This window comes from Ferdinandcohnia sp. QZ13 (assembly GCF_031324165.1).
Lineage (GTDB): Bacteria > Bacillota > Bacilli > Bacillales > Bacillaceae_L > Ferdinandcohnia.
The window spans coordinates 427,562-454,233 of the sequence record NZ_JAVIVW010000001.1 but is presented as its reverse complement, the minus strand read 5'-3'; the positions used below and the strand labels follow the sequence as shown (position 1 = coordinate 454,233).

Below are 26,672 nucleotides of genomic sequence, written 5' to 3'. Positions count from 1 at the left end.
TCTTTTTTTGTATATGGTTGATTAATTCTCAAAACGGGTTCCACATTCTGGACAGAATTTTGCGTTTTGATTAGACGGTTTAAACCCGCATTTTTTGCATGTAAGTTCCTCAGGCTTTTTACTGCCACAGTTTGAACAAAACTTCCCGTTATTCTCTTGGCCACATTGGCATTTCCATGTGTCTTTTTTAGCTTCCTGTTTTGGTGAACCACATTCTGAACAGAAGTTACCCGTATTCGTATGCCCACATGAGCATTTCCATTGATTTGGGTTAGTCGACTGTTGGCTTTCCTGGCGTTGCATCTGTTGCTGCATTTGCTGACGATTGGTTTCAGAAGCAGTACCCATAAAACCGCTACTACCTTGCATTCCCATCCCCATGCCTAAAAAACCTTGCATAGAACCACCTTCATTGGATCCAGCGGCTTCCAAACCTCTTGCAATCGCACCTTGAACATACCCTTCACGAACGGATGCGTCCTGAAGCATAGCCCCTTGGTTTCTCATGTTTATGAGCTTTTGTGATTCCTGATCGTACGTAATACTGTTGATTCCAACAGATTCAATCTGCATCCCGCGCATTCGGGTCCAATCTTCATCAAGGACTTCTGCCATGTATTTTGCAAGCTCCATCCCTTTCGAAGTGACATGTGAAATCCGAATGCCATCTGCGGACATTTTATTGATAGCAGTCTGTAATGCATTCATATATTCAGATAAGTATTGACTATTTATGTCATTGATATCGACGTTTGATTTATTTCGTGGAATGGCTTCCATGTAAAATTTAATGGGGTCAACAATTTTAATTGAATAAGTCCCATGTGCACGTAAAAATAGTTCCGCATTATAAAAATTATCAAAGTAATTGATTGGGTTTCGCGTACCGAATTTGATTCCCTTGATTTCTTGAAGATTGATAAAATACACTTTTTGCGATGTAGATGGCACACCGCCAAATTTAAAACGATTGAAGGTTTCGTGCAATGCTTCTTCAAATTGACCATTGAATAAGGACGGTTGTGAAGAGTTTACAACTTGGTAATAACCTTCTTCTGCTGTATAATCAATAATTTTTCCACTATCAACTAAAATCATAAATTGATTAGGGTACACGTGAATGATTGAACCATTGGTAATTGTTGAATCTGTCCCTTTAAAGTTTTGATTTCGACGATCTTTAGCGCGAACTTTTACACCAACCGACATAACGGTTGTATCACTCATTTCCTGAGGCTCAATTACCTCAAGCCATTGATCCGCTAAGTTTCCTGTAACCGCACCAACTGCAGCTTTAATAATTCCCATTTAAAACCCCTCCTGCATAAAGCTAAAGTCTTACAACGATATATACTCATGATATCAGTTTATAGTTCTACTGTATTGTACCAGTTACTATTGTAATACGGATTTAATAGGCAAATGGTTTCATTTTGTTAGGCAATTTGTGAAGGTGGAAAAAATTCACAAGAAAAACTGGATGGAAACCCAGCCAGTTTTTTATAATCCCTTTATCCATCTAGCTGCCATCTCAATCCAATTTTCTATCTCTGGTTGAATATGATCAGATCGTCCGTTTGATTGTGTTTCCTCTGTTCCAAGAGATAATCCATGGACACCATTAGGATAGATATGCATTTCGAGCGGGACGTTGAGTTTTAATAAGCTTTGCGCAAATAGCATACTGTTTTCCACTGGGACAGCAGTGTCTGAAACCGTATGCCATAAAAATGTCGGTGGAGTTTCATTTGATACTTGGTTTTCCAATGATAAAAAGTCACGACTATGTTGATCTTCGAACTTATCTCCCAATAATGCTTTGAAGCTCCCTTCGTGTGCATAAGCGCCTGAAGAAATAACCGGATAGCTTAAAATTAATCCATTTGGTTTAATTTGCTCTTTTGAATATGTGAGTTGTTTTGTTAGAAACTCCCGATTCCAGAAAACGCCTAAACTTGCTGATAAATGGCCACCAGCCGAAAAACCCATAACAATGATTTTATCGGGATCTACATTCCAGCTTTCAGCATGGTCACGAATTAAGCCAATTGCACTTGCTAATTGGCCCAAGGATGTTGGAAAAACAGCTGGTTCCACACTATACCTTAGAATACTTGCGTGAAATCCTTTACTGAGCATTTGTATGGCAACGGGTTCTGCTTCACGGTCAGATGTATGTACATAGCCGCCACCGGGGCAGATGACAATCATTGGCCTTCTCCGGTCTGGGTCAATACTTGGTGAATTATCTAAGATATACGTGTATAGCTCAGCTTTTTCATCGTTATGTTGCAATTCATACTTTTGATGAATCATTCTTCTCCCACCTTTACGAATGTCTATCTATAAAATTTCGACATTTTTTGGCAACTTCCTTTAGGAAAAATAAAAAAAGAAGAGGTCTCCTATTTTACAACAAACTTCTAAATGATTCTCGTATGACGTCACCACGGCTAATAATTCCAACTAACTTTCCATCTCTTTCAACAGGCAGTTTCTTGATATGCTTTTTTCCAAGTATGGCTGCAATATTTTCCACTTTTTCTCTATAAGCTATCTTTAAAACGGATGTTTTGGCAACCTCCATAACGTTGAGTTCAAGTAATTTCTGGGCCCGTACCTCATATTCATCCTGATCCTTAATGACTGCCATATAGTCAAATGTGTTTATCATAATGTCTTTATGTTTTCCGATAAAACGCATGATGTCTCCATCACTTATATATCCGATTATATGGTCATTATCATCGATTACAGGAAGCCCACTTATACCGTATTGTATAAATTTCTCGACGACAGTTTTGACCGTGTCCGTATTCTTTACGGTGATTACATCCCGTTTCATAATATGTTGAGCCTGCAAATGAATCCTCCTCTGGGTACCTTAATCCAATCTTAGTTTACCAGATATATTCATTTTTATTTTAAAATAAAAAAAGGCTGGAAATCCAGCCTTATTCATAACGTAATGCATCAATTGGACTAAGCTTTGAAGCTTTGTTTGCCGGTAAGATACCAAAAATAATCCCAATGAATGCGGAAAATCCAACGCCAATAATCACGACAAGAGGACTCACACTCGCAGAGATTGGAGAATAAATCGAAACGATAATGGTTCCTAGTGCTGCAAGTCCAATTCCAAGTAGACCTCCTAATGAGGTTAATGTCATCGATTCAATTAAAAACTGGAGTAAAATTCGTCCACGTGTTGCACCAAGTGCTTTTCGTAAACCAATTTCTCTCGTTCTTTCAGTAACGGAAACGAGCATAATGTTCATTACACCGATTCCACCTACTAATAAAGATATGCCTGCAATACTTCCGATTACCAAGGTCATAATGGTAAGAACAGTATCCACTTCTTGTTCATATTGTGAGAAATCGTTTACTGTGTACATTCCGTCTTCGAGCTTTTTTGCTCTTGTTAATGTATCAGCGGCAGAGCGACCGATTTCAGATATTCGTTCTGGATCATCAGCAATAATAGCTAAGCGCTCGATTTCTCGATTTCCAAACATCATCGAAATAACTCCTCGCGGCATGAGCATTTCGCCTGATTCATTGTAACGATATTGTTCAGGAATCGGCGATTCATAGACACCGACCAACTTATAGGGGTTCCCATTAAGGTCGACAATTTCACCGATTACATCTTCCTTGTCTTTAAAGAATTTTTCTCTTGCTACAGTATCAATCATTACGACACGATTTCTTCCATCGTTGTCACGAGCATTGATAGGTCGACCCTCGACAATTTGAATATCACGAGCTGTAAAGAATTCAGGTCCAACCCCGGTAATTTCCATTTCACCCTGTTTATCATTGTAAGTCATGGGTCCCCAGCCTTGGTTTGTCGCGATTACAGCTTTTACACCAGGAACTTGGGAAAGAGTATCAACATCTTCAGAGGATAATTCAGGTTCTACCCAGAACATTTCTGATTCCTCTTCTCCCTCTTTAGGCATAGGCTGATACCAAATATCGACCGCATTTTTTTCTAGGCTAAATAGTTCCTCCGTCATTTTCGTTTTGGCGCCTTGTCCAATTGCTACAATTATAATAACAGCGGCTACGCCAATGATAATCCCGAGCATCGTTAAAATTGACCGAACCTTATGATTCCATATCGAGGATAATGCTACTTTGAAGCTTTCCAATAGACTCATTGACTTCTCCTCTGATCATCCGTTATCAGCCCGTCTTTTAAGGTGATAACCCTATTTGCATATGCTGCCACTTCTTCCTCGTGTGTGACGATAATGACGGTTCTACCTTCTTTGTTTAGTTGAACCATTAGTTCCATGATTTGTTCACTCGTTTTAGAGTCAAGAGCACCGGTTGGTTCGTCTGCTAATACAATCGAAGGATTATTTACAAGAGCTCTTGCAATCGCCACCCTTTGTTTTTGTCCACCTGAAAGCTGGTTCGGTAAATGTTTGACCCGGTCCCCGAGTCCAACCTTGTCCAACATTTGTTTAGCTCTTTCAGTACGTTCCCGCTTCGGCACGCCTGCATATATAAGTGGAGATTCGACATTTTTTAGTGCATTATGTCTTGGCAGCAGAAAGAATTGCTGAAAAACGAAACCGACATGCTCGTTACGTAATTTTGCAAGCTTGTTATCCTTGACCAAACCAATTTTCTCCTCATTTAATTCAAACGTACCTGAAGTAGGCGAGTCTAAAAATCCAATAATATTCATTAAAGTGGATTTTCCTGAACCAGATGGACCCATAATGGCAATGAATTCCCCATCTTCAATTGTTAAATCAATTCCATGTAAAACTGGTACTTCAAGTGCACCATTTCCATATATCTTTGTAATCTTACTCAACTTCATCAAAGGAGGTCACTTCCATTCCATCGTACATTCCTTCGTATGGTGTTAAAACAACAAGTTCATCCTTTGTAACACCTTCTGTAACTTGGATAAATTCATCATTCATTGATCCAGTTTGAACTTCTCGTCTTTGTAAGAGTCCGTCGGCTAACACATATACAACTGCTACTCCACCTTCATCTAAAATAGCAGTATGTGGGATAACAGGAAGAATTTCAGTTCCGGGAATTCGTACCTCAAGAGAAACGTGAAACCCTTGACGTAGTTCAGATGTGTCGTCTGTTATTCCCACCTTGAAAGGGTACATTGTGACATTTCCGCCGCCACCCATTCCATAAAACTCACCTTCTCCTCCACCGCCATTATCATTTGGAAAATGGGAAACGGATTCGACAACACCTTTCCATTCGCGATCCTTATAAACCTTTGGACGGACAATGACTTCTTGTCCTTGTTGGATTTTAACTGCATCAAACTCACTCATTGTCCCAATAACTTTATAAGGTTTATTAGAAATGATATGTATAACAGGCTCATTAGCACCCGCTTCGGTAGCAGCTACATTTTTATTGACTTTAACAATGATGCCGTCAATTTTACTGACAACGGTCATTTCTTTTTTCTGATTCGTAATTTCTGTGATTCGTTCACTCGCTGCTGTAATTTCTGATTTCGTATTTTCATATTGAAGCTCCATTTGTACCTTTTCGCTTGTAAGTTGGTTCACATCTTCAACTGGAACTTCTTCTGCTGTTTGTGGTTCTGTGCCTTCTTCAGTTTCAGTTTTTGGTTTATTTTTTTGAGCGGCAAGAGCTTTTCTCGCTCCTTCAATCCGTTTATTTAATGCCGCAATTTGGTTTTGTTCCGTTTTTGCTCTTGTCTGGATTAAGTCTCTTTCTCTCGTTGCTCGAGCTAACTCTGTATCTAACTTTGAAGAATCATAGACAAACAGCGGGTCACCAGCTTTTACAGTTTGATTCTCCTCTACTTTATATTCGTTGATTTCCCCATGTTCTGGATTTAAGAAAACCTTCTGCTCGCCTTCAGGCACGATTTCACCTGTTACTAGAATTGTTTCAATTAATTCTTGCTCTTTTGCTTTTTGTACGGTTACATTCACTTCTTCCATTTGATTTCCAACCGATGCAACGCTTCGCTCTTTAAGCAAGAAGGCAGCTGCTCCACCCGCGATTGCCAAGATACCCACAATCGACAAGACCCAAATTAAAACCTTCTTTTTCTTCACCATATTTCCCCCTATTGTTTTCATTTCTTCGGGTAAATTCTGAATCTCTCTATCTACCAAATTTTTGTTTAACAAAGCTGAATGTGATTAAAAATATCAAATTTATCCCTAAATAGTAAGACGGCAAAGATTGCCAAAAGGTTTCATTTTTTTACAAATCTTATTACTTTTTTACATAAAAAGACCCACTTTGATAGAACAAGTTGATTGATAAGAACTATTGGTTTATGAACAAATCCTTATTTTTTTGGACAAACAGTAATACGTTCAAGTGTTTTTCATAAAATGTACAAGTTGTATTTCTTTGTAGATGGAGTGAATGCATTTGAATGTAACGATTTTATTTAGCTATATTCTTTTAGGCTTGACACTAGCTGCTCCAATCGGTCCGGTTAATTCAGCACGCTTAGATAAAGGAATTAAAAATGGATTTTTGCATGCATGGGTGGTGGGCTTCGGCTCAATGATTGCAGATGCTATCTTTATGTTAATCGTATACCTAGGTTTAGTTCATTTTCTTGAAATACCACCGGTACAAGTGTTTTTGTGGTTGTTTGGCGGTTTTATTCTGCTTTATTCGGGAATAGAAAGTATGCTTGGGGCTAATTCACTTGAACTTGAATATAACCGCGACAAAGAGTCTCTAATAAAGTGCTTTCTAACGGGGTTTATAATGTCAATTACAAGTCCGTTATCGATTTTATTTTGGCTCGGAATTTATGGATCTGTTTTAGCTAAAACAGCACAAGAAAACGGAACCAGTAATTTGTTAATTTATAGCTCTATGATTTTTCTTGGCTTGACCCTGTGGGATCTTTTTGTGGCATCACATACAACCGTATTTCGTAAGTTTCTTAATAGTATAGTTCTCATTTGGATTTCCGTTTTATCTGGTTTATCTTTAGTTGCCTTCGGGGGTTATTTTGCCTATAAGGGTATCAAGACTTTATGGGGATAAAGGCACAAAAAAAGTAGCCGTTAAGCTACTTTTTGAAAATATGCGTTTGTTTTATCCACTTCTTCTTGGTCGTTCGAAATAGCATTCATTACATATAGCAAATGAGAATCCGATTGGAAGGTTTTTACCGCAACGTTTACAGACTCTTTTAGTTGTCTGGATTCCTGACTTTAATTGTTCATGGATTTTATCACTAATTTCTTCCCGGACTCTTTCCCAATAAAGTGTTTCTGTGTGCTTTCCTAATTTATAAAGGAATAACAAATGAAGACCCACCGCTTTATAAGAGAGTTCGAGCTCTTCAAGTCCAGATTCTTTTAAAATTGGATCAGGTAAGGGTGTTCCATCGACAATCGCCTCGAGCGTTTTCTTCCACTGTGCTCTTAGTGAAGGTTCATTTGATGAAAAAGGCAAATGCAAAAAGCCGTAAAGGTCTGGTAATGAAAGCTTTGCCTCAATGATCGTGTCTTCAACCAATTCATATAGCATTCGTTCTTCGTAAAGACTTGCCTTTTTTGTACCCTCTGGACTTTTAAATTGATCCCAAAGATAGAAGAACATTCTCATTTTTCGCGAGTATTTTTGGAAACGTTCCAGAACCGCATTCGTTGGTGCAATTGCAAAGCCTCTAAGTGGTTCATCTTCGTGCTCTAATAGACGTGTCATTGTCTTAATATCACTTGTAAACGCCACTTTCCCAATATCGTAAATTCCTCTTCGCCCTGCTCGTCCTGCAATTTGCTTCACTTCCTGAGAGGTTAATAATCTTCTTCTTGTTCCATCAAATTTATCATTTTCTAAAAAAACAATCCGTCGAATCGGTAAATTTAATCCCATTCCGATTGCATCAGTAGCTACTATCACAGTTGTTTCGCCGTTATTGAAACGTTCAATTTGCTTTTTCCTCGTTTCTGGAGGCATACTACCGTAGATCATACTCACTCGGCGTCCATTTCTTTGTAACTCAGAAGCCGTTTCAAGCACTCTTCTTCTTGAAAAGCAAACAAGTGCGTCACCTTTTCGTGTTTGATTTAAACGAAAGAGCTGAGTTTCTACTTCTAGTGGAATATCCCGATGATATTCGTGCACTTCTACATTTGAGTTTCCAAGCAACTGAAGGATCATCCATTTTGCATGAAAGCTACAAATAATATGAACCTCTTTTGCATTTGCATTTGTTATAGCTTTATACCACGAGAAGCCACGGTCTTTATCGGAAATCATTTGTGCCTCATCAATTACAACAATTTCATAAAAGTCTTTTTCTCTTAGCATTTCAACAGTTGCTGATAGATGATTGGCACCTTCTACAACCTTTTCTTCCTCACCTGTTTTTAAATTACAAGGTACACCTTCATTGTTCAATTTCTCAAAGATTTCAAGTGCTAATAATCGTAATGGGGCTAAATAGATTCCGCTATTTTCTTCCTTCATTCTTTGAATTGCTTGAAAGGTCTTACCCGTGTTTGTTTCTCCAACATGTAGAATATATTGGATATTTCGTCCAGGAGATAAATGATAGGCCTGTCCGAAAATATTTTCAATCATCCTTTGTTCTTCTTCTTTCTGACGTCTAAGCTCCTCTTTTTCCTTTTCAACTCGTTCTTTCCGCTCAGTAATATTTCGTTCAAATATTTCTTTATGAGTGTCCAAATCAAAAGGAATATCAATCAACTTAACAAGATCAGCGACATATTCCTCTAATATATCCTCAAATAAATCATCTCGAACATCTAGGAAGTACTCATATGCCACTTCCTGTAAAAATGCATCAGATAATGGTTCTTGGAAGCTCATTTCGCATTCTTTAAACAAGTGTTCTGGTAAGTGAGATTTTAACCAATTAGGACCGAAATCCATGAGTTGATGTAAAATGAGATCTTCGTATTGCTCGATCAAGTTTTCTTGGTAGAAATAACGGTTATGAGCGAGTTCTGTTTCTTTATATAAATAAGAAGCAAAGGTTATATCTTTTGAGGATAAAACCATTCCTTTTTGATCAATTTCAATGGTTAAATGGCTACCTAGTAAATATCGAATTCTTAGGTATAGTTCCTCGTAGTTTTCACTTAAAATCTCGTTAAGATAAAAATTGAGCTTAAGAATGAATTTTCTTTTTTTCTCTCTCTCCTGTTGTTGCTTCATTCGAGATTCAAAATTTTCTCTTGCAGATTGATATTTTTTCTCCCATTCATTCGGTTGATTTGCAAATTTTTCCTCAAGCCAGGAGATAAAGTCATAAGGCTCGACATCGCGAATCTCTGTTCGAAATAATTTATTTAGCAGTTTTTTTGCAACGCCATCTACATCAAAACCTCGTTCCTCTAAATAGGCTTTTTTTTCTGAAATAGGTGCCTGCACCGCGGTATTTAGCCAAGCATTTAGCCAAAGTTGTTCGATAAAGGACCCGCGTTCACGTACATATTGTTCATAAGTAGGCATTGTTTCTAGTTGTTCTAAATAATGGTGGATATCATCGATTATCATCTGTTTTGCTCGTTCAACTGCTTGATTATAGTACTGCTCAAGTTGAATGCTCATTTATTTGCTCCTTGCCAACAAGACGTATTGTTATTAGTTTATATAGGACTGCCAAAAAATATTATGTATATAATATGTGTTCAAAAAGTCGATGAATCGCAAAGCAAGAAGTTCAAGGAACTCGCGGATTGAGGACCGAAGCGAGGCAACTGCATAGAATCTACCTCCTTGCAGCGTTGTGCTGAGGAATTTACCCCTTGAGTTATCTAGTAGACGTAAGCACATATACTCGGTTATTTTTTTACTTTATTTCAAAATTCGCCGAGGTTCGCAGCTTATCATTTGGTGACTTTTTGAACTTCTTTATATAGGATGATATTACCACATCCACAAGCATAAACAGTCTGATACAATTTTAAGGATAAAGCAACAGGAGGACAGCATCTTGAAAATACGATATATCATCCTACCTATTTTGTTGGTTGTGATATTTATTGGTGGATTTTTAACAGGTACGATACGATCGAATGAAAGTCAACCTGAAAATAAAATAACAAAGAATGCACCGCAATCTTCCAAAACACCTGTTCCTAAAGAAATGCCTAAACTAGATAAAACGCAGACAAAGGTTTTAGTCGGGTATATCCAGGATTTTCGCGATCCAAATCAAATCGATTATTCGAAATTAACGCATATCATCTTCTCCTTTGTTCATCCAACAAAGGATGGTCAGATCCTCTTTACAGGCGATCACGCCGCAGATAATCTAAGAAATATGGTAACAAATGCACATAAGCATCATACGAAGGCTATGCTTGCTGTTGGTGGTTGGTTCCATATGAATGGCGGCGAATCATATGATTATTTTTCAGAAGCTCTTGCAAATGCTAATTCCCAAGAAAAGCTCGTCAATGAGTTAATTGGAGTAGTTGAACGAGAAAATCTGGATGGAATTGATATTGATTTTGAACATCCACGTACTGATGCAGATGCGAAGAATCTTTATCAATTTATTAAAACTCTAGGTGATAAGCTACATGCAAATAACAAGGAATTATCAATTGCTGTACACTCAAAAATTCATGGACAAACATTAACAGAGCTTGGTTATGTAAAATATGAGCCGGCCATGTTTCAATATGTCGACCATGTCAACATTATGGCTTATGATGGCCAATGGGATGGCGGTTATCATGCCGAGAATTTATCTCCCTACCCATTTACCGAGAGTATTGTGAACTACTGGTCAACGTTGTTTGATTCCCACAAACTCCCTAAGAGTAAACTTGTTTTAGGTGTTCCATTTTATGGGCAACCCGCTGATTCATCTATCAAGCCAGTATCGTATGAAGCAATTATTGAAAACAACCCTGAAAATGCCGTAAAAGATACCGTCAATATGAATGGTACAACCTATTATTATAATGGCCAAACAATGATGACTAGAAAAACAGAGCTTGCCTTAAATCATGGTTTTGGCGGCATGATGATATGGGAACTTGGTCTTGATGCAAAGGGTGGAAACAGTTTAACCAATTCACTATATGAGTCTATAGCAGCTACACGTATAAAGAACTATTATACATTGAAGAAGTAAAATAGATGTCATGTTATTTTGTTTTTCAACCATCCTAAAAGATGGAGGTGAAAAACATGGCAAATCGTAACCCGGTTGAATTTACAGGTAAGGTATTAGATAAACGGAATACTTTAACAGGTCCTGATGATGAACACAAAGTTGGACATCCAAAACGTCCGCAAAATGTTCCGATAAATAAAGAAAAATAATGTCAAAAAAGTGATTCGATGAGAATCACTTTTTTTAGGATGAAGTAATTTGCCCTCCATTCACATGAATCGTTTGCCCAGTAACAAAGCGGGAATCATCAGAAGCAAGATACACATAGGCTGGAGCTAACTCAAAAGGCTGTCCTTGCCTATCCATTGGATTTCCTGCAAGCGTAACTTGATCTGCAGAGAAACTCGATGGAATGAGTGGTGTCCAAACGCGACCAGGTGCAACAGCGTTGACTCGTATCCCCTTTTTCACAAGATTATTAGCAAGTGCTCGAGTAAAACCAACATTTGCTGCTTTCGTCATCGAATAATCAATCAGTTGATCATTTCCATAGTAGGCCACAACAGAAGCTGTATTAACGATCGAGCTTCCCGCTTTTAAATGCTTTAATGCAGCTCTTGTTGTATAAAAATGGGAATACACATTGACTTTAAACGTATCATCAAACTGCTCATCCGAAATATCAAGCAGACTAAGTTGTTGGAATTGAATGCCAACATGGTTCACAAGAATGTCAAGCTTTCCAAAGAATTGAACTGTTTTTTCAACAATGTCTACACATTTTTGCTTTTCTCGCAAGTCTCCAGGTAAAAGCAAACAACGCTGACCAATCTGCTCAATCCTTGCTTTTGTTCGATTCGCATCCTCATGCTCATCTAAATAAGAAATTGCCACTTCTGCTCCTTCTTTTGCAAAAGCAATTGCGCAAGCTGCGCCAATTCCGCTATCTCCACCAGTAAGTAACGCCACTTTCCCTTTTAGCTTTCCACTTCCTTTATACTGTGGATTTTCAACAATAGGCTGTGGTACCATTAGTCCTTCAACACCCGGCTGACGATATTGCCGCTGCTCGGGTACAGTTAGGGCAACATCCTTGTACTCTGTAATTTTTCCATAATTCGGATGCATGGGGTAATGTTGATTTTCTCTATAGTTAGACATAGGTATACCTCCTGTAAACTCAATTTGCTTTAGTCTATGAAGGTCGGGCGGAACAGTGATAAAAAGAGACGGGCTCAATTCTTAGAAAACCTGAATAGACTAACAACGAATCATCAAGGAGGTTAAATCGATGCGCTATTATTACAGTCCGGAAGTGAAATTTTCACTCATGAATGAATCCAAGGAACGTGTTCAAGTTCATTATTTAAATCAGAGCTTTGAACTTCCTCAAATTGGAGTCAGACCGCCCTATTACTATAACCCTCGTTATGAGCATCACTATCCGTTGATTTAAAAATTCCTTAATCGGGGACAGTAATCCTATAAGGAGGAGTCCCTGATGGAAAATAACGATGATTACAAGCATCCTATAATGAATGACAATCCCCTACGTGAACGAATGAAGAAAAGAAATGCCACTGATTTTAGTAGTTCTTCGCTAAGAAGAATTGCACTTACTCAATTGAGTAGAAAACGCTAAAAAACGTTAGGGTAAATAATCCCTAACGTTTTTAACTTATACGATTGCAAATTGTAGTTCTTCATACAGTTTTATATATTCCTTTGATGATGCTTTCCAACTAAAATCTAGTTTTAATGCCTTTTCTGATAACTCTTTCCATTTCTTTGGCTGGAAACGATATAACCATATTGCGCGCTCGATTGTATATAACATGTCATGTGCGTTGTAATTGGTGAAGCTAAAGCCATTACCTTGGCCGGTAAATTCATTGTATGGTTGAACCGTATCCTTAAGTCCTCCTGTTTCTCTGACAAGTGGCAGTGTCCCGTAGCGAAAGGCGAGCAATTGACCGATTCCACAAGGCTCGAATTGTGAGGGCATTAAAAACAAATCGGAACCTGCATAAACTTTCCTAGAAAGTTCTTCATCAAAAAAGATATTTGCTGATATTTTTGTTGGATATCGGTATGCTAATTCACGAAAGGCATCCTCATAATGGCTTTCCCCTGTCCCGAGTAGAACAAACTGTACATTTTGATTAAGGATTTCTTCAAATACATGCAAAACAAGATCAATACCCTTTTGTTCAACAAGACGAGTAATCATGGAGATTACAGGGACTTCTTCATTTACGGGAAGCCCAAGATGCTCCTGTAATGCTCGTTTATTTTCCATTTTTCCATCATACGAATCATAAAAGTGAAACAATGCTTTGTCAAAAGCGGGATTATAATTTTCATGATCAATCCCATTTACAATACCTTGCAAGTTAGCGTTTCGTTTTCGTAAAAAGCCATCCAATTGCTCCCCGTAATAAGTTGTTTGAATTTCATTCGCATAGGTTGGACTTACGGTTGTAAGTGCGTCAGCAAAGGCTAATCCAGCCTTCATATAACTGACATTCCCAAAAAACTCAACACCATCGATATGGAAGTAGCGTTCACTTACATCAAGTAGTTCACCTAAAACCGATTTTGGAAAAACTCCTTGATAGCGTAAATTGTGTATGGTAAATACTGTTTTAATCCCCCGATAGTCAGGATGGTTGGAATAATGTGCGTTTAACAAGAGTGGAATAGGTCCTGCTTGCCAATCATGACAATGAATGATATCTGGCTTTCTATCTATATATGGGATTGCTTCCAAAACCGCTCTAGAGAAAAATGCAAAACGCTCTCCATCATCATAAAAGCCATAACTTCCATACCGCTTAAAATAATACTCATTATCTAAAAAATAATAGCTAATGCCATTATGGACTAATTTTTCAATACCACAATATTGTTTCCGCCATCCTAATGGCACCTCAATAATTCGTTCTAATACAAGCTGCTCCTTGTATTTATCGGCTAAATCACCATATTTCGGCAGAATCACATTTACATGAATTCCTTCCTGTTGTAGAGCGTTCGGTAAAGCCCCTATTACATCCCCTAGTCCGCCTGTTTTAATAAATGGAGCACACTCTGATGCTGCGAATAATATGTTCATGACCTTCCCCCATTAAATAATCTCCGCTTTTTTTATAACAGTTGGAGTAAATTCTCCAATAATTACCTTTTCAGGTGTGACATTCACTTGTTTATCTGTTATCACATTTTCAAGGTAGGTACCTTCGTCAATGACGCATTTTTGCATGATAATGCTGTTTTTGACAGTGGCACCTTTACGAATTTTTACCCCTCGGAAAATAATACTATTTTCAACCGTTCCTTCAATATCACTACCGTTCGCAATTAACGAATTGCTGACATTTGAAGTGGTGGCATATTTAACAGGTGGCTCATGCTTTGTTTTCGTATAGATCTCCCAATTATCAAAGAAAAATTCCTTAGTTACCTGTGGGTTTAAGAATTCCATATTCGTTTTATAATAGCTTGAAATTGAATGAATAAATGGCATATAACCTTTAAAATGATAGCTGTTTACTTTAAGACGTTGTAAATTCGCTTTAACCACATCTCGAATAAAATCGTATTCCCCATTTTCATAGCACTTCGTAATAAGTTCAATTAACATTTTCTTTGAAAAAACAAAGGTTTCCGTACAAACAGGATCTCCCTGTTTTGGAGTTGTATAAAGTTCTAGGTTTTTCACGTTGTCTTCAGCATTCAGAATGCATTTATGATAGATGGGTTTATCGACAGGCTCTCCATCAAAATCCTTATAAACGACTGTAATGTCTGCACCACTTTCTCTATGACTTTTGATGACATCATTAAAATTAATTTTATAAACATGATGACCAGGAGATAAAATCACGGTGTCCTCATGGGATCGCTTGAAAAATTCAAGGTGATCATAAAATTGCTGGACATCACCAACTATGCTTTTATCCGGGTGAATTGGAGGTAAAATAAACAATCCTCCATTTCTTCTATCGAGATCCCACTCTTTTCCATTTCCGAGATGATCCATAATGGAACGATATTTATCCTTTGTGAATACGCCAACCTTCTTGATTTGGGCGTTAATAAAATTGGACATGGTAAAATCAATCAGTCGGTATCTTCCACCGAATGGTACAGCCGCCAAACAACGATGCTGGGTTAACTCTTTTAAATATTGTTTATCATTCACTAAGTTAATAACACCAATTACTCGTTCCAATCCCAATCGCTCCTCATGTGATATTTATTTACTTACGGTTAAGGGTCTAACTGTGCTTTCATCTCCAACTAATGTAATGGTTGCGTTCGGGACATCTGACCCAATATGTGCTCCATCTGGAATACATAAATCACTAGCGATAATCGCTTTGTGAATGGTCACATTTTTGCCAATTTGAACATTCGGCATGATAACTGAGTCTCGAATAAGCGAATTCTCTCCAACCAGTACATTGTATGAAAGAACCGAGTGGTCAACCGATCCTTGCACAATACAACCTTCGTTGATTAATGACTGGGATATTTCCGCGGTCGGTGATATATATTGTGGTGGATGGGTTGCGATTCCAGTAAAGAATGGCCAACTAGGATCATGTAAATCAAAGCCAGGAGCATCATCATCTAATAAGTCCATATGGGCTTCCCAGAGGCTTTCGATTGTACCTACATCTTTCCAATAGCTATCAAACTGATAGGCATATAACTGATTATCCTCTTTAAGTAATTTAGGGATGATGTCTTTCCCAAAGTCGTTGGAAGAATGAATATTTCCTTCATCTTCGATTAAATATTGTTTTAATAACTTCCATTTGAACAAGTAAATCCCCATTGACGCGAGATTGCTTTTTGGATTGGCTGGTTTTTCATCAAATTCAACAATTTTCTTTTCATCGTTTGTATTCATGATTCCAAAGCGACTTGCTTCTGCCCAAGGCACTTCAATGACAGCAATTGTAGCAGCTGCATCTTTTTCAAGGTGGAAGCGAAGCATCTTACTATAATCCATTTTGTAAATATGGTCACCAGATAAGATAAGCACATATTCTGGATCATATTGCTCGATATAATGGATATTTTGGTAGACTGCATTAGCTGTTCCTTTATACCAATCCCCACCATTCTTTCCAAGATACGGCGGAAGGACGGTTACTCCTCCATTGTTCCGGTCTAAATCCCAAGGACGCCCATTGCTTACATAATTATTGAGCACATGTGGGCGATATTGAGTAATGACACCAACAGTATCAATACCAGAATGAGTACAATTACTTAAAGGAAAATCAATAATTCGGTATTTTCCACCAAATGGAACAGCGGGTTTGGCAAGGGTTGTTGTTAATTCCCCCAATCTTGACCCTTGACCACCTGCTAAAACAACTGCAATCCACTTCTTTGATCTCATTTTTTGACGACACCTCTTTTTCTCTTTTTTGTCTCTTTTCTAAAGATACTAATTGCTAATGGTGGAACTTTAATGGTCATGCTGTATGGCTGATTATGTGCTGGCGTTTTATCAACGGTTATAGCAGCTGCGTTTATCTGACCAGAACCTCCAAATTCCACTGAATCACTATTAAACATTTCTATATAACTCCCTGTTGACGGGACGCCAATACGATAATTTTCATAGACTTCTGTAGAGAAGTTGCAAACGATGATCGAGTAATCACCCTTGCGCTTCCCATGCCTCATAAATGTAATCACAGAGTGTGCATGGTTATCAGGGTCAATCCATTCGAAGCCCTCTTGTTCATGATCAAGTCTCCATAGACTTGAATTCATTCGATAAAAATGTTGTAATTCTTTAAAATAGGCTTGAAGGTTAGCGTGGGAATCATAGTCTAGAAGCATCCAATCTAGCTCCTCAAGTTCCTTCCACTCGGAAAATTGACCGAACTCCCCACCCATGAAGAGAAGCTTTTTTCCGGGATGGGTCATTAAATATCCGTATAACAATCGCAAATTCGCAAACTTTTGCCAGTAATCGCCCGGCATTTTATCTAAAAGTGATTTCTTGCCGTGAACAACATCATCATGTGAAAAAGGTAAAATAAAGTTTTCTGAAAACGCATAGAAGAAGGAAAAAGTTAATAAATTATGGTGATAACGTCTGTCGGACGGATGCAGTCGCATGTATTTAAGAACATCATTTACCCATCCCATATTCCATTTATAATTAAAGCCTAATCCACCTACAGAGGTTGGTGCGGTTACAAGAGGATAATCAGTTGCCTCTTCGGCAATCATCAATACCCCCGGATATCGTTTAAATATGGCTTCATTTGCCTTTTTAATAAAATCAATTGCTTCCAGATTTTCTTCGCCACCAAATTGATTGAATAGCTTTTCTTGCTGCGGATTGTCGTGATTGAGGTAAATTAGTGATGATACGGCGTCGATTCGAAAGCCATCAATATGGTATATATCCATCCAAAAAGTAAGATTGGAAAGTAAGAAACTATGAATCTCTGGTTTTGTAAAATCAAAGCTGTACGTCCCCCATAATGGTCTGTCAGCACGTTTTGATTCGGTGTGCTCGTAAAGGGGAGTTCCATCAAATCTTCCAAGTCCGTGAACATCACGGCAGAAATGAACGGGAACCCAATCAAGTATGACGCCAATTCCTTTTTGATGGCATTGGTCCACAAAATACATGAAATCGATAGGACTACCATGTCTGCTAGTTACGGAATAAAAGCCAGTTATTTGATAGCCCCATGATAAGTCAAATGGATGTTCCATAATCGGCATTAATTCAATATGTGTAAAACCATGTTCCACTACATAATCAATGACTTCATCCGCTAATTCACGGTATGTATAAAAGCTTCCATCTTCTTTCTTTTTCCAAGAACCCGTATGTAATTCGTAAATCATCATTGGATTATTGTAAGAATCTGCTTTGTCACGATTGTTTAGCCATTTTTTATCATTCCATTTATATTGGTCGAGTCTCGTTATCACAGATGCAGTATTGGGTCTTACTTCAGAGAAGAAGGCATATGGATCAGCTTTCAGTTTCTTTTCGCCGTTTGCATTTGTGATTTCGTATTTATAAAGTTCACCCTCTTTTAACCCTGGAATAAATCCAATCCATACACCAGAGTTTGGAATCAATTCAAGGCTATTCGCATTACCAGCCCAGTTATTAAAATCTCCAACGACGGACACGGCCTTGGCATGGGGTGCCCATACAGAAAAACGTACACCGTCTATCCCTTTATAGGACATCACATGTGCACCAAGCATGTTATAGCCTTCTAATAATGTTCCTTCGTGAAATAAATACAAATCGAACTCACTTGGTAAAAGTTCAGCCTCATTTTCTAGCGTAGAATTCACTACCATATCCTCCTTTTGATATATGTGAGTAGAATGTTAGTAATACCAAAAATTTATGACTTTTGTATAAAAATAATAAAACTGAAGTTGGTTATTACTTTCTCACTTTATTATATTAATTCGTGGAGTGTGAGATTTATTCCTTTAGCGAATAATGTTTTTTATTGTCAAATAAGATAGAATGGATAGAAAATTATTATTTTAAAGAGAATATTTTTAAAAATAACTTTGAAACCGTTTACAATTTATGGTTGATATGTGTGGGATTTTTGCTTTTTTATGTAGAATTTTGATATTGTGAAATAATATAAACGAGGGTTAGGTGTTTGGTATATTTGTTATATTGGAATACTTTCTGTTGTTATCTGTATCGGTATTTAAAGGTTCAAACAAAAAAAGCTGCCTAAGCAGCTTTTTAAGATATTTTTTGTTGTGCGAGATCCTCCATTTTCGTGAGAAAAATATAGGACATCGCAACTGACCATGCTAATGGAGTGTTTCCATTTGGTTTATTGGTTCCACCTACATAGAGCTCAGGAACCTCCCAATTATCTGGCACAATCCTTTTTGTTTTTTCTATATACTCACTTGCTTTTTGAAATTGTCCTAGTTCAAGGTAGCAAAGGCCCAGCCAAGGAAAACCGAAGCACCATTCAGCCTCACTTCCTTCATTATAATACTGATCATTTTCATAGCGAATCACACCATATGTGCGCTCTAACTTCGAGGAAACGGTTTCAACAATCTTAAGAGCATGGTCGCGGTCAACGATCCGGTATGGGAATACAAGGGAAAGCAATGCTAAATCAGTATCCTTTGTTTCGCTTTCACGAGGTAAAAGATCTCGGAGGGCCTTTTCTCCCTTTTTGATTAAATCTTCTTTGACATTTACAAGGATTTTGACGGCATTAAGTCCAGCTACGCAAGCACCTATACTTGAAGCATGAACTTCCATATTTTCTTCCCACATACCATTATCCTTTGCTTGCCAATATTGAAGGCATTCCAAATAATCAACAAGCTTTTGGACGATTTCAATATCCTTTCTATCTCGAATAACTTTTTGTCCTAAGCGGTATCCTTCACCAACGCCCCATAAAAATGCTCCAATTGCGTCATTTTGGGCATGCCCCCATTCGACTGGCATTTCCTTTAAGTCGGTAGAGTATCTTGAATGGATGTATTCAAACAAATAGATTGGTTTCTTTTTCCGATGAATATCAATTTTCCACTCATACGCCTTAAACATATCAAATAATGCATGATATGCCTTTACATATCTATCGGACGGTTCATTGATAAATGGTAGAACAGTATATACGATATCTCGAATCCACACATAGCTGTAATCATTTGATAAACTTGCTGTATAAGCACCATTTGATAAACGCATACGGTCAAGAACCTGAATTGCTTTATTGGTATACATTTCGTATCACCCCATTAGCTTATTTACTACACATTCATTCTTGACAGAAATCATATTTATAAAACACAACAACGTCATTTTAGGTCATTAAATAAATTAATATGAATTATTAATTTATATTTTATAATATGTAAGCAACGCCAAAATGATAACAAATGTCTCCATTTTGTGAGAAACGCCTACCTTTTTGTGCATGTCACAGCCCGATTTTTCTTGTTTCACAAATTTGTTTCACAGATAATGAAAAAGACCAAATCCCTTTTTGCTGGTTTTGGTCTTTTTCTAGGTTTATTTTTTATTAAAAATAGTTGAAATGATTTCGTCTGTTGTCATATTACTGTTAATTTCATATGTGCCAAGCTTTAAATATTTTGCCACACCTTTTTTCTCAACTAGGTTTGCAAAATCCCAAGCATTTCCACTAATGATTTGAGCTGAAATAAGTGCTTTTCCGACTTCATAGCTGGTCATACCTTCGGTGACATTGATCACCGTTTTCTTGACCTCTGGTTCGGAAGGTTCCTCTTTAGGTTCTTCTGCTGGCTCTTCTTTTACTTCCTCTTTAGGCTGTTCTTGAGGTTTTTCAACTGGATTCTTCGCTTCAGCAATTGCTTGATTCCATTCTTCTTCAGTATGGACAACATAACCTTCGTCTGTTAGAAGACTTTTGAGTTCTTCAACAGTTGGTTTTTCTCCTGCCTTTGTAGTTGTTGCTTGTTCCGGTCCGAAAAAGTAAACAACCGCGCAAACCACTGCCGCAAGTAAAAGTCCAGAAGCGAAGCTAGTTAATGTTTTAGCGGTCATTAGCTATTTTTCTCCCTTCTGTTTGTTTCATAAAAGGAGATAGCAAACCTTGGACTTCGATTTCACTTAACTCTTTCTCATTCGCAATGCTTGTTACGGAATATCCTCTTTTATATAAATCAAGCGCATCACGAAGTAACTCACGTTGTTCCTTATTAGTTGTGTCAATCCCTGCCTGGTTTGCAAGTATTTCATTATCTAATTCAAGGTTTCTCATTTGCTGTTGTAGCTTATTTATTTCCTCCATAAAACTTACTGAATATAATTCAAGCTCTCGCTGTTCGGCCTTTTTTGCTTTTTTCGTAAGTGTATAGGATAAAATAAGCAATACCGCTGCTACCCCAAATAATATGACTAACGCCCATTCCATCATTGGACATCATCCTTTCCAAACTTTATATCTTACAACAGATAATTATACAATGAAATAAGACAAATTTCGATTGAATTCGATAAAATACTTCCATGGTCATTAATGATGGAAAAAATTAACGTGGAAAAAGGTTGGTTTTACGCCTTTTGGCCTATATACAATAGGCAATTGGTAAATGCTTCATATTATGAGTAACCAATTACTTACTAATAAAAAAAGTCCCATGTTAAAATGGGACATCCTGTAAATCAGATTATTCTTTTACAAACTCTTTCGTACTTCTAACGGTATCAATTGGTCGAACATAGCTTTCAATGGCTTCACGTTTAGACTCTAAGAATGGTGGTAAAGATAGCTTTTCACCAAGTGTTTCGTATGGTTCATCCCCCATAAACCCAGGACCATCTGTAGCAAACTCAAATAGAATTCCAGGTGCCACTCTTGAATAAAGTGAACCGAAGAAGAAACGATCAACAAATCCAGACGTTTGGAAACCGAATCCGCGTAAATGCTTATCCCACTCGTCAAGGACTGATTTGTCCTCTACACGAAATGCGGCGTGGTGGACTGTTCCAAAGCCTTGTTGTGCTTGTGGGAGAACAGTGTTATTTTCGACGACAACCTGAGCTCCATTCCCCCCCTCACCTACTTCAAATAAGTGAAAAGAGCCTTCCGCTGCAATTTCTTTAAATTGTAATACTTTTTCAAGCATTTCCTTAAAGAAATCAAAATGAGCAGTTCGTACAAATAATGGTCCTAAGCCAGTGATTGCATATTCTAATGGGATAGGTCCTTTCTGCCATGGAGTTCCTCCAGGAACACCTTTGTTATTTTCGTCAGAAACTAATTGATACTGTTGATCATCAAAATCAACGAATGATAATGTTTTTACCCCGAATTGTTCTTTCGCACCAAAATGCTTAACATTTAGTCGGTCAAAACGTTTTTCCCAATAATCAATCGCAGCATTGGTTGGTACACGGAAAGATGTTTTTGAGATTTCATTTGTCCCATGGATACCTTTCGGGATTCCAGGAAAATCAAAGAAGGTCATGTCTGTACCTGGACTACCTGTATCGTCTGCGAAAAATAAGTGATATGTTTGAATATCATCTTGGTTTACTGTTTTCTTAACGAGACGCATTCCTAGTACATAGGTGAAAAATTCATAGTTTTTTTCTGCGCTACTTGTGATCGCAGTAACATGGTGTATTCCTTTTAATCCGTTCATCATTTCTGCCTCCAATATAGTTACATGTTTTTTAGTTTTTCCAAGAGATGTTAAATTACTATATACAAAATATCTTAAATTAATATATCTTTAATTCAAGATAATTATACTGCGTAATAAAACCTGTGTCAATAAAAGGTTTTTAAAAAGAAGAGTCCCCACTTTTTGTGAGGACAAAATAAATATTTATTCTCCTATAATAACACGGAGGACATTTGGACGATCTTTGAACGTTTTTGTACCAGCTCCGTAACCTATGGCCCTTACCTTCATTGAAGGAAAACTGCAAAATTCATCTGTAAGTACGGAGATAATTCCGGCTCCAGTCGGAGTCGTGAGTTCAAAACGGATATCACTTTGCTCAATCGGTACCCCTTTTAAAATTTCAAGTGTCGCAGGTGCTGGAACAGGATAAATTCCATGATCAATATGGATTTTTCCTGTTCCAACTGGTACAGATGACGATTTAATCGTAGTGATTTCTAATTGTTGTAGTAAAATGGCTGTTCCTACAATATCAATTATTGAATCAACGGCACCTACTTCATGAAAATGCACTTTTTCTAACGGAAGTCCATGGATTAGGCCTTCTGCTTCCCCGATTTTCTTAAAAATCTTTAATGCTATTTCTTTTACTTCAAGAGCCAATTCAGATTCCTCAATCATCTTCACAATATCTTTATAGGCACGATGTGAATGATGGTGATGATGGTCATGATCGTGGCTGTGATGATCGTGTCCATGACCGTGGTGATGATCATGGCTGTGTTCATGTGTATGTATATGTTCATGTACATGGTCATGAGTATGTTCGTGATCATGATGATGCTCATGGTGGTGGGTATGTTCATGGTCATGATGATGTGTGTGCATATTGCTATCATTTTTTAAAATGACATCAAATTTCGTAGATGTAATTCCGTTTTTTACGACCTTTTTCCATGCTAATTCGTATTCATCCTCAAAATGAAGTTTCTTTAATTCCTCAACAAGATTTTGTGGGTCTCCACCTGCATCAAGTAATGCCCCAATTACCATATCCCCACTAATTCCTGAAAAACAATCAAAATATAGTGTTCTCATTTAATCTAGTTCTCCTTTTTGTGCGAGTTGATCAATTAAGACCGCATTATAAGCACCGCCGAAACCGTTGTCGATGTTCACTACACTGATTCCAGACGCACAGGAATTAAGCATCGTTAATAAAGCCGATAATCCTTGAAAATTGGCCCCATATCCAATACTTGTTGGTACTGCAATAATTGGATGGGATACAAGACCACCAACCACACTTGGCAAAGCACCCTCCATGCCTGCGACAACTACTGAAACATTCGCATTTCGGATTTCTTCTATATTATCTAATAAACGATGGATGCCAGCCACCCCGACATCGTAGAAGCGACGAATGTTACTACCTAACACTTCAGCTGTAATAGCTGCTTCTTCAGCGACCCGTAAATCTGAGGTACCGGCACACACAATTGCAATGTAGCCGTTCCTTTGTTTGTTTTCTCGTGTAACGTCTTTCCAATACAGAATTTGAGCTGTTTCATTGTACACAAACTCAGAGTTCGATTGTAAAATAAAGTCTGCTTTTTCCATTGAAATTCGTGTCACAAGAACATTGTCTCCGCGTTCCTTTATTACATTAACAATTGATAGAATTTGTTCCTTCGTCTTGCCCTCACCAAAAACAATTTCCGGGAATCCTTGTCTGTTTTTTCGATGATGATCGATTTTGGCAAATCCTAAATTTTCGTAGGTTGCTAATTCTTTTTTTGCATCCTCTATACTTAATGTTCCTTGTTTTACTTGCTTTAAAATTTCTTCTACCATGTTTCACACACCTTAATCGACTTTAGAATCGATGAATAGCCACAGCGTCAGTAAAAACTGACGCTCAATTTTTTAAAAATGTTTGATAATATCTTTTCCAATTGCTTCATATTTTGCGTATATAGCCTTGTATTTCTCATGGTTTTCTTGATTTGGTACAACGGGCTCTCCCATTGGGATATTGTTCTTGATCTCTTCAAAGGAATTCACTTTGCCGATGCCTACCAATGCTGTCCAAGCTGCACCCCATGCTGCGCTATGATGAGTCTCTGGGACATAAACTTCCTTACCAAACACATCAGCAAGCATTTGAAGCCACAATGGTGAACGTGCCAATCCACCGTTCACATAAAGCTTTTCAGTTTCTCCGGCTTGTTTTTCTAGCGCTTGTCCAATTTGGTATAGATTAAAAGTAATCCCCTCTAATACGGCACGAACAAAGTGCTCAGTTTTATGGGTAACAGACATTCCAAAGAAGTTACCACGAGCTTGTTGGTTCCATAATGGAGCACGTTCCCCATTTATATATGGATGGAAAAATAAGCCTTCAGCACCAGGGCCCACTTTTTTAGCTTCAGCAGTAAAATGATCAAAGCTTTCTTGGTAATTAAGTAGTTCTTTTAACCATTGAAGGGCTATTCCACCGTTATTAGTTGGCCCACCAACAATAAAATGTTCATCAGTAAAAGCATAACAAAAAGTTTCATGCTTTGTATTTGATTGGAATCCTTTTGTAAATTGGCGGATGGCTCCACTTGTGCCTGCTGTTACAGCCACTTCGCCTGGAGAAATAGCTCCAATTCCTAAATTTGCAAACTGACCATCGGCTGCACCGATGATAAATGGCATTTCACTTGAGATGCCCATTTCATCTGCAATTTTTGGGTTAATGTCGGTTAATCGATAAGTTGGAGGGACAATTTTTGAAAGCATTTCCTCTGTGATTCCTGCTTTAGAAAGTACTTCAGGATCCCATTGAAATGTTTTTCCGTTAAACATACCAGTTGCAGATGCCATTGAATAATCAATTACTCGTTGATTAAACCATTTTAAAAGTAAATATTCTTTAATAGATAAGAAATAGCTTGATTGGGTATAAGGAATATACTCAATTTCCTTCATCCAAATGAGCTTTGCTAAAGGTGACATTGGATGAATCGGCATACCTGTTCTTGAAAAAATTTCAAGACCATCTGATTCCATAAGTTCATTTGCTTGTTTTGTACTTCTACCGTCAGCCCAAATTAATGCTTGGGAGAGAGCCTCTCCATTATCCGCCATACATATGATGGAATGCATGGCAGCTGAAATCCCCAAGCTAATGATATCTTCTTTATTTACTTTCGCTTGTTGAATGGCCATATTGATTGCTTTTACAGCGGATCGCTCAATTTCATCAGGGTCTTGTTCAACCCATCCTTGCTTAGGGTAGTAAGAGGTAACAAGATCCTCTGCTTCTGCAACTACCTTACCATTTAAGGTGAAAATAACTGCTTTTGCACTGGTTGTCCCTAGATCGAGACCAATGACATATTCGTGTGACATACCTACATCTTCCTTTACACGTTCTATCGTTAATACTAAGTAGTTTGTGACTTCATGTTATCATATTATTCTTAACAAAGAAAAAGCTTTGGAAAGATTCCAAAGCATTCTCCTTAAGAAAGTACTTTATTCATACTTCCACTCTTGTATCCTACTAAATCTAGTGTTATATATTTATAGCCAATTGAATTTAGTTCTTTTGTGATGGCTTCATGATGTTCTAAGACTATTTTCATATCGTTAGGTTCAACTTCAATCCTTGCAATTTCTTGATGGGTACGAACACGAACCTGACGAATTTGAAGAGATTTAAGGTATGCCTCTGCTCGTTCAACCTTTGTTAGTTTTTCAATCGTGATTTTTTCCCCATAAGCAATCCGTGAGGACAGACATGCAAATGATGGTTTGTTCCAAGTTGGCAAATCGAATTCACGGGATAATTCCCTAATTTCGTCTTTAAACAGATTTGCCTCTTGCAATGGTCCACGAATACCTTTTTCCTTTGCAGCCTTCATACCGGGACGGAATTCATTCATATCATCAGCGATGACACCATACACAACATTGTGATACCCTTCACGTTCCATAACTGGAATGAGATGATCAAAAAGACTGCTCTTACAGAAATAACAACGATTTCGATCATTTTCTGTATATCCAGGAATGGCTAACTCCGAAGTTTCAATCACACGATGGTTAGCCCCAATTTGTTTTGCAAGGACTTGAGCTTCCTTTAGCTCAGTTGAAGGATATGTTTCTGAATCAGCAGTTACCGCTAACACATTGTCCTTTCCAAGTGTGTCGACAGCAACCTTGAGTAAAAAGGTACTGTCAACACCACCGGAAAAAGCAACGACAACTGATTCCATCTCGCGGAGAATTGACACAAGCTTTTGATACTTTTCCTCAATCATTGTCTTCTCCCCTTCTCTCCCGGTTTAATTGTTCTCTTTCTATTTATATCATTTATATTGCGTTAAAGAAGTACTTT

Annotated in this window: 25 protein-coding genes; 5 read left to right on the top strand and 20 right to left on the bottom strand. The window is 37.7% G+C overall.

Translation table 11 applies throughout. The features are described from left to right. Nucleotides 1–21 precede the first annotated feature (21 nt). From RGU12_RS02210 to RGU12_RS02185, 6 genes are all read right to left on the bottom strand, one after another. Entirely contained in the window at nucleotides 22–1,308 is a 1,287-nt protein-coding gene (locus RGU12_RS02210; protein WP_309534616.1) for an SPFH domain-containing protein, read from the bottom strand. A gap of 192 nt (nucleotides 1,309–1,500) precedes the next feature. Next, the gene (locus tag RGU12_RS02205) at nucleotides 1,501–2,316 is read right to left on the bottom strand and encodes an alpha/beta hydrolase (RefSeq protein WP_309534615.1); all 816 of its coding nucleotides are present in this window, start codon (nucleotides 2,314–2,316) and stop codon (nucleotides 1,501–1,503) included. Between the two features lie 94 nt (nucleotides 2,317–2,410). Beyond that, entirely contained in the window at nucleotides 2,411–2,863 is a 453-nt protein-coding gene (locus RGU12_RS02200) for a CBS domain-containing protein (RefSeq protein ID WP_309534614.1), read from the bottom strand. A gap of 91 nt (nucleotides 2,864–2,954) precedes the next feature. Continuing rightward, entirely contained in the window at nucleotides 2,955–4,166 is a 1,212-nt protein-coding gene (locus tag RGU12_RS02195; protein ID WP_309534613.1) for an ABC transporter permease, read from the bottom strand. After that, entirely contained in the window at nucleotides 4,163–4,843 is a 681-nt protein-coding gene (locus RGU12_RS02190; protein WP_309534612.1) for an ABC transporter ATP-binding protein, read from the bottom strand. Before RGU12_RS02190 ends, RGU12_RS02195 begins: the two co-directional genes overlap by 4 nt. Next, a complete protein-coding gene (locus RGU12_RS02185; protein WP_309534611.1) occupies nucleotides 4,827–6,089 on the bottom strand; it encodes an efflux RND transporter periplasmic adaptor subunit in 1,263 nt (420 codons plus the stop codon). The genes RGU12_RS02190 and RGU12_RS02185 overlap by 17 nt, the downstream gene beginning before the upstream one ends. Nucleotides 6,090–6,411: 322 nt before the next feature. Between RGU12_RS02185 and RGU12_RS02180 the strand changes: the two genes are divergently transcribed. Then, entirely contained in the window at nucleotides 6,412–7,044 is a 633-nt protein-coding gene (locus RGU12_RS02180; RefSeq protein ID WP_309534610.1) for a LysE family transporter, read from the top strand. A gap of 51 nt (nucleotides 7,045–7,095) precedes the next feature. On the opposite strand, the gene RGU12_RS02175 is transcribed toward RGU12_RS02180, so the two are convergent. Then, nucleotides 7,096–9,585 (bottom strand): DEAD/DEAH box helicase, encoded by a 2,490-nt coding sequence (locus RGU12_RS02175; RefSeq protein ID WP_309534609.1) that lies wholly within the window; start codon nucleotides 9,583–9,585, stop codon nucleotides 7,096–7,098. Nucleotides 9,586–9,970: 385 nt separating this feature from the next. Between RGU12_RS02175 and RGU12_RS02170 the strand changes: the two genes are divergently transcribed. Both RGU12_RS02170 and RGU12_RS02165 read left to right on the top strand, forming a co-directional pair. Beyond that, nucleotides 9,971–11,122 carry a glycosyl hydrolase family 18 protein gene (locus RGU12_RS02170; protein WP_309534608.1) on the top strand — a complete coding sequence of 384 codons (1,152 nt, stop codon included), beginning with the start codon at nucleotides 9,971–9,973 and terminating at the stop codon, nucleotides 11,120–11,122. Between the two features lie 56 nt (nucleotides 11,123–11,178). Then, nucleotides 11,179–11,313, top strand: a complete 135-nt coding sequence (locus tag RGU12_RS02165) for a hypothetical protein (RefSeq protein ID WP_309534607.1) — start codon at nucleotides 11,179–11,181, stop codon at nucleotides 11,311–11,313. 34 nt (nucleotides 11,314–11,347) lie between these two features. Here RGU12_RS02165 and RGU12_RS02160 read toward each other — a convergent pair whose 3' ends face one another. Next, the gene (locus tag RGU12_RS02160; RefSeq protein WP_309534606.1) at nucleotides 11,348–12,265 is read right to left on the bottom strand and encodes an SDR family oxidoreductase; all 918 of its coding nucleotides are present in this window, start codon (nucleotides 12,263–12,265) and stop codon (nucleotides 11,348–11,350) included. 130 nt (nucleotides 12,266–12,395) lie between these two features. Between RGU12_RS02160 and RGU12_RS02155 the strand changes: the two genes are divergently transcribed. Both RGU12_RS02155 and RGU12_RS02150 read left to right on the top strand, forming a co-directional pair. Beyond that, nucleotides 12,396–12,560 carry a hypothetical protein gene (locus RGU12_RS02155; RefSeq protein ID WP_309534605.1) on the top strand — a complete coding sequence of 55 codons (165 nt, stop codon included), beginning with the start codon at nucleotides 12,396–12,398 and terminating at the stop codon, nucleotides 12,558–12,560. Nucleotides 12,561–12,605: 45 nt separating this feature from the next. Further along, nucleotides 12,606–12,746, top strand: a complete 141-nt coding sequence (locus RGU12_RS02150; protein WP_309534604.1) for a hypothetical protein — start codon at nucleotides 12,606–12,608, stop codon at nucleotides 12,744–12,746. 36 nt (nucleotides 12,747–12,782) lie between these two features. Here the strand turns inward: RGU12_RS02150 and glgA are convergent, their stop codons facing one another. From glgA to larE, 12 genes are all read right to left on the bottom strand, one after another. Beyond that, on the bottom strand, nucleotides 12,783–14,219 hold the full coding sequence (gene glgA / locus RGU12_RS02145) for a glycogen synthase GlgA (RefSeq protein WP_309534603.1): 1,437 nt from the start codon (nucleotides 14,217–14,219) through the stop codon (nucleotides 12,783–12,785). Between the two features lie 12 nt (nucleotides 14,220–14,231). Continuing rightward, on the bottom strand, nucleotides 14,232–15,338 hold the full coding sequence (gene glgD, locus RGU12_RS02140) for a glucose-1-phosphate adenylyltransferase subunit GlgD (RefSeq protein ID WP_309534602.1): 1,107 nt from the start codon (nucleotides 15,336–15,338) through the stop codon (nucleotides 14,232–14,234). Between the two features lie 24 nt (nucleotides 15,339–15,362). Further along, nucleotides 15,363–16,520, bottom strand: a complete 1,158-nt coding sequence (locus RGU12_RS02135; RefSeq protein ID WP_309534601.1) for a glucose-1-phosphate adenylyltransferase — start codon at nucleotides 16,518–16,520, stop codon at nucleotides 15,363–15,365. Continuing rightward, nucleotides 16,517–18,460, bottom strand: coding sequence for a 1,4-alpha-glucan branching protein GlgB (gene glgB / locus RGU12_RS02130; protein ID WP_396232297.1), 1,944 nt, complete (start codon nucleotides 18,458–18,460; stop codon nucleotides 16,517–16,519). The genes RGU12_RS02135 and glgB overlap by 4 nt, the downstream gene beginning before the upstream one ends. A gap of 415 nt (nucleotides 18,461–18,875) precedes the next feature. Then, on the bottom strand, nucleotides 18,876–19,889 hold the full coding sequence (locus tag RGU12_RS02125; protein ID WP_309534599.1) for a glycoside hydrolase family 15 protein: 1,014 nt from the start codon (nucleotides 19,887–19,889) through the stop codon (nucleotides 18,876–18,878). Between the two features lie 288 nt (nucleotides 19,890–20,177). Then, nucleotides 20,178–20,693 carry a hypothetical protein gene (locus tag RGU12_RS02120; RefSeq protein ID WP_309534598.1) on the bottom strand — a complete coding sequence of 172 codons (516 nt, stop codon included), beginning with the start codon at nucleotides 20,691–20,693 and terminating at the stop codon, nucleotides 20,178–20,180. Further along, on the bottom strand, nucleotides 20,683–21,066 hold the full coding sequence (locus RGU12_RS02115; protein ID WP_309534597.1) for a hypothetical protein: 384 nt from the start codon (nucleotides 21,064–21,066) through the stop codon (nucleotides 20,683–20,685). Before RGU12_RS02115 ends, RGU12_RS02120 begins: the two co-directional genes overlap by 11 nt. 253 nt (nucleotides 21,067–21,319) lie before the next feature. Beyond that, nucleotides 21,320–22,297: a ring-cleaving dioxygenase gene (locus RGU12_RS02110; RefSeq protein WP_309534596.1), complete on the bottom strand. Its 978-nt coding sequence runs from the start codon at nucleotides 22,295–22,297 to the stop codon at nucleotides 21,320–21,322. A 186-nt stretch (nucleotides 22,298–22,483) separates the two neighbouring features. Then, on the bottom strand, nucleotides 22,484–23,380 hold the full coding sequence (gene larC, locus RGU12_RS02105; RefSeq protein ID WP_309534595.1) for a nickel pincer cofactor biosynthesis protein LarC: 897 nt from the start codon (nucleotides 23,378–23,380) through the stop codon (nucleotides 22,484–22,486). Next, on the bottom strand, nucleotides 23,381–24,136 hold the full coding sequence (larB, locus tag RGU12_RS02100) for a nickel pincer cofactor biosynthesis protein LarB (RefSeq protein ID WP_309534594.1): 756 nt from the start codon (nucleotides 24,134–24,136) through the stop codon (nucleotides 23,381–23,383). A gap of 72 nt (nucleotides 24,137–24,208) precedes the next feature. Continuing rightward, the gene (locus tag RGU12_RS02095) at nucleotides 24,209–25,681 is read right to left on the bottom strand and encodes a gluconokinase (protein WP_309534593.1); all 1,473 of its coding nucleotides are present in this window, start codon (nucleotides 25,679–25,681) and stop codon (nucleotides 24,209–24,211) included. A gap of 113 nt (nucleotides 25,682–25,794) precedes the next feature. Next, on the bottom strand, nucleotides 25,795–26,595 hold the full coding sequence (larE, locus tag RGU12_RS02090; protein ID WP_116350424.1) for an ATP-dependent sacrificial sulfur transferase LarE: 801 nt from the start codon (nucleotides 26,593–26,595) through the stop codon (nucleotides 25,795–25,797). Between the last annotated feature and the right edge of the window lie 77 nt (nucleotides 26,596–26,672).